The organism is Romboutsia maritimum (assembly GCF_002251085.2).
In the GTDB taxonomy this organism is placed as follows: domain Bacteria; phylum Bacillota; class Clostridia; order Peptostreptococcales; family Peptostreptococcaceae; genus Romboutsia_B; species Romboutsia_B maritimum.
In genome coordinates this window covers 1-4,639 of sequence record NZ_NOJZ02000055.1, presented here as the reverse complement: position 1 = coordinate 4,639, position 4,639 = coordinate 1, and the positions used below count along the sequence as shown (strand labels likewise).

Sequence of the window (4,639 nt, the reverse complement as noted above, 5' to 3'; positions counted from 1 at the left end):
CTTCTTTTTCTAATTTACCACCTACAAGTAAAATTTCTTCTAATTGCTCTAATAACTGCATATTTTCTTGCACATAAAATTCATTTAAAGAATCTACTTGGCTCATATTCTTCTCCTTTATTAATTAAACTTAATAGATTTCAATTTATCTAATATATAAATTCAATCTATAAAAATGGAAGCATAAAAGCTTCCATTTTTAGAATATCATAAATTATAATTTTTATTGTTGTGTTATTTATTGATTCATTCCAAAATAATTAACTTCATCACTATTAAAATTTATCTGTTTACGAGAATTATTTGTATCTTTTAATTTAAAGTTCTCAATAAGTGATTTCATCATCTGTGCTTGTCCACTTAATTCTTCACTAGCAGCAGCACTTTCTTCTGATGTTGCAGAGTTAGTTTGTACTACCTCTGAAATTTGTTCTACTCCTAATGTAACTTGAGCAATTGCACTAGCTTGTTCATCAGATGCTTTAGCTATTTCATCAACTAAAGAAATACTTTTATTAGTTGTATCAATTATTTTTTGAAGTGACTGAGCTGTATTATCTACAATCTTAGTTCCATTATCAACCGCTTGTATTGAATTTTCAATAAGTGTAGCAGTATTTTTTGCAGCTTCAGCTGATTTAGCAGCAAGATTTCTTACCTCATCTGCAACAACTGCAAATCCTTTCCCAGCAGAACCAGCTCTAGCGGCTTCTACAGCAGCATTTAATGCTAATATATTCGTTTGGAATGCTATATCATCTATTGTTTTTATAATTCTACCGATTTCATTAGAAGTAAATGAAATTTCTTCCATAGCTTTAACCATTTGTTTCATTTGTTCATTACCATCTTCAACTTCACGACCTGAACTTAATGCTAAAACATTAGCTTCTTGAGCATTATTTGCAGTATCTTTAATTTTATCAGATATCTCCATAATAGTTGCAGATAGTTCTTGAATTGCACTTGCTTGTTCAGTAGCACCTTGTGCTAACATTTGTGATCCACTTGACACTTGATCTGATGCCGCTCCAACTTCTTCTGAAGCTACATTTATTTGTGACATTGTTTCACTTAAATCATTAGTTATTTTAATCACTGAACTTTCAATATTTTTAAATACTCCTATATATTCTACTTCAGGTTCAACATCAAAATTACCTGATGCAACGTCTCCTAAAACACAAACTGTGTCATTTATAATTTCCTTAATTTTCTTACTCATTTGACGCATGCTATTTGATAAACTACCTAATTCATCCTTTGATTCATAATTAATATTAATATCAAAGTCACCCTCAGCCATTTTATTTGCAGCTATTTCTATTTCTTCAATTGGCTGTTTTAAACTCTTTGTAATATACAGACATATAATTATTCCTGATACTATACTCAATATATTCAGAACTAAAGAAATAATCCATGCTTTTGATACTGAAGAACTTACTCCTTCATCAAATTTAGTACCAACAGTTTCTGCATTTTCATAAAGAACTTCTGCATTTTCTACACACTTAGAATATGCTTGATAATATCCACGATCTTCTTTCATCACCATTTCTTTTGCAGTATTATAATCTCCTTGCTTTATAACTCCATTAACTTTTTCGTATTCTTGTCTTAGCTCAGATATCGAGCTTTCAATATTACCAATTAAATTTTTATCTATATTAGAATCATTACTAAGTATTTTAACTCTTTCATTAATACTATCCATGTTTTTCAAAATTGTATTTTCATAGCTTGTATCTGTAGGGTCTTGTGTAATAAATCTACTAACAAGATTCTGGTCAATAGAAACTACGTCTCTACGAATCCCCATAGATTCAGTTGTTGATTGATAAGGCCCCTCAAATAAATCGTGACTTAATTTTCCTGCTGTTTTCAAATTATACAGTGCATTACCATTTGCAAATGTTGTAATCATTAATAAAATAATAAAACATATACGTAGCTTTCTACCTATTTTTAAATTTTTCATATAAATACCTCCCTATACTTTGATTTGTTATGATTTGTGCTAAATCATCCAATAAAAATTTTTATATTTACTGTCTAAAATCCAGATAAAAATTCCTTTGAATTATATATATTTTCTTTAACCCACATTAATATCATTGATATCATTTCTAATGACTGTATTTTCTCAATCATTAGAAATGATATCAAATAGTTTTTCTCATTTTTTTATACGGATAAATGGTATAGATACTTTAGATTTTATATAAATTTTTTTCTTGTGTTATAATTTATTTTATAATTTAATTATACATGACATATAAGAGACAAACCATCTACATCATCATAGTGATATAAAAGCTATTTATAAAACAGGAGTCCATAATTAAGTATATGGACTCCTTTGTGTACAACTGTATACAACCTTAAGATATCTGGTTGTTATTATTCATTCCAAAATAATTAATTTCATCACTATTAAAATTCATCTGTTTATGAGAAATATATATATCTTTTAATTTAAAGTTCTCAATAAGTGATTTAAGCATTTGTGCTTGTCCACTTAATTCTTCACTAGCAGCAGCACTTTCTTCTGATGTTGCAGAGTTAGTTTGTACTACCTCTGAAATTTGTTCTACTCCTAATGTAACTTGAGTAATTGCACTAGCTTGTTCATCAGATGCTTTCGCGATTTCATCAACTAATACAATACTTTGATTGGTTGTATCAATTATTTTTTGAAGCGACTGAGCTGTATGATCTACAATCTTAGTTCCATTATCAACTGCTTGTATTGAATTTTTAATAAGCGTAGCAGTATTTTTCGCAGCTTGTGCTGATTTAGCAGCAAGATTTCTTACCTCATCTGCAACAACTGCAAATCCTTTACCTGCATTTCCTGCACGCGCTGCTTCTACAGCAGCATTTAGTGCTAATATATTTGTTTGGAATGCTATATCATCTATTGTTTTTATAATTCTACCAATTTCATTAGAAGTAAATGAAATTTCTTCCATTGCTTTAACCATTTGTTTCATTTGTTCATTACCATCTTCAACTTCATGACCAGCACTTACTGATAAAACATTAGCTTCTTTGGCATTATTTGCAGTATTTTTAATTTTATCAGATATTTCTATAATCGTTGCAGATAACTCTTGAATTGCACTTGCTTGTTCAGTTGCTCCTTGTGCTAACATTTGTGATCCACTTGACACTTGATTTGATGCTGTCCCAACTTCTTCTGAAGCTACATTTATTTTTGACATTGTTTCACTTAAATCATTAGTGATTTTATGCAATGCTTTTTTAATTTTTTGAAATACTCCTATATATTCTACTTCAGCTGCAACATCAAAATTACCTGATGCAATTTCTTCTAAACCACGAACTGTGTCATTTATAATTAAATTAATTTTATTACTCATTTGACGCATACTATTTGATAAACTACCTAATTCATCCTTTGATTCATAATTAATATTAATATTAAAATCACCATCAGCCATTTTATTTGCAGCTATTTCTATTTCTTCAATCGGCTTCTTTAAGCTCTTTGTAATATATATGCATATAACTACTCCTGCTACTATAGAAGATAAACATAGCGCTTTAGAAACAAACGTTGCTCTTGATGCTGTATCTTTTATTTCTTTATTAAATTTAATACCTAGAGCTTCTTCATCTTTATAAAGAGCTGTTGCATTTTCTTCACTCTTATCGTATGATTGACAATATTCACTATCCTTTTTTATTGCCATTTCTTGTGCAGTCTTATAATCTCCTTGCTCTATTAGTTTATAAATTTTATCGTTTTGTTGTCTTAGCTCAACTATCGAACTTTCAAGATTATCAACGAATTTTTCATCCCCTAAAATACCATCACGAAGTATTTTAATTCTTTCATTAATACTATCAAAGTTTCTCTGAGCTGATATTTTATGTCCTGCTGGATCATTTCCAGCAATTGAATTCATAAGATTTTGGTCAATAGAAACTACATCTCTACGAGTCCCCATAGATTCAGTTGTTGTTCGATAAGGACCATTAAATAAATCTTGACTTAACTTTACCGCTTCTTTTAAATTAGATATTGCCTCAAAATTTGCAAACGCTGTTAGCATCAACAAAACAATAAAAGATATTGCTAACTTTTTACCTATTTTCAAATTTTTCATAATGTATTCTCCCCCTGAATTTTAATTTTTATGATTGTTTATACATCATACAATAATTTTTTTATTTAAATACTAAATTTAAATAATCAAATTTATACTTATCTATACTTCCCAAACCCTATATAAAACTCCCCTTTGATATATATTACTTTAATATTTATAGTTTATATAGTTAATTTGTTTGCAATACGATATATTTCAACATCATATACACAATTTTACATTTGTGTTAATTATCTGTCAAATGTTTCATTTTTCTAATTGTAAGTTTTTTTAACTATATATTATTTAAAAGGTAAAAATACTGTTAAACTTTATTTAGCCAATTTGGTGTTGATTTTATATATTTGCTTAATTTATGCAAATATATAATTATACTGAGATTACTTAAATAAAACAAAAGGAAGATGTCAAAACATCTTCCTTTTATTATATAAATCCTTCATATTGTACTGTAAATTTGATTATTTATTATCAAAATAAATTATAATTTAGATAAAGCA

Annotated in this window: 2 protein-coding genes; both read right to left on the bottom strand. The window is 28.1% G+C overall.

Features of this window, described 5'->3' with window-relative positions:
- Positions 1-238: 238 nt before the first annotated feature.
- On the bottom strand, positions 239-1,981 hold the full coding sequence (locus tag CHF27_RS13360; protein ID WP_115976308.1) for a methyl-accepting chemotaxis protein: 1,743 nt from the start codon (positions 1,979-1,981) through the stop codon (positions 239-241).
- Between the two features lie 403 nt (positions 1,982-2,384).
- Positions 2,385-4,136 carry a methyl-accepting chemotaxis protein gene (locus CHF27_RS13355; RefSeq protein ID WP_095405527.1) on the bottom strand — a complete coding sequence of 584 codons (1,752 nt, stop codon included), beginning with the start codon at positions 4,134-4,136 and terminating at the stop codon, positions 2,385-2,387.
- Between the last annotated feature and the right edge of the window lie 503 nt (positions 4,137-4,639).

Bases quoted from the DNA above. Each gene is read 5' to 3' on its own strand.
- CHF27_RS13360 (WP_115976308.1), bottom strand. From the start codon at position 1,981: ATGAAAAATTTAAAAATAGGTAGAAAGCTACGTATATGTTTTATTATT.
- CHF27_RS13355 (WP_095405527.1), bottom strand. From the start codon at position 4,136: ATGAAAAATTTGAAAATAGGTAAAAAGTTAGCAATATCTTTTATTGTT.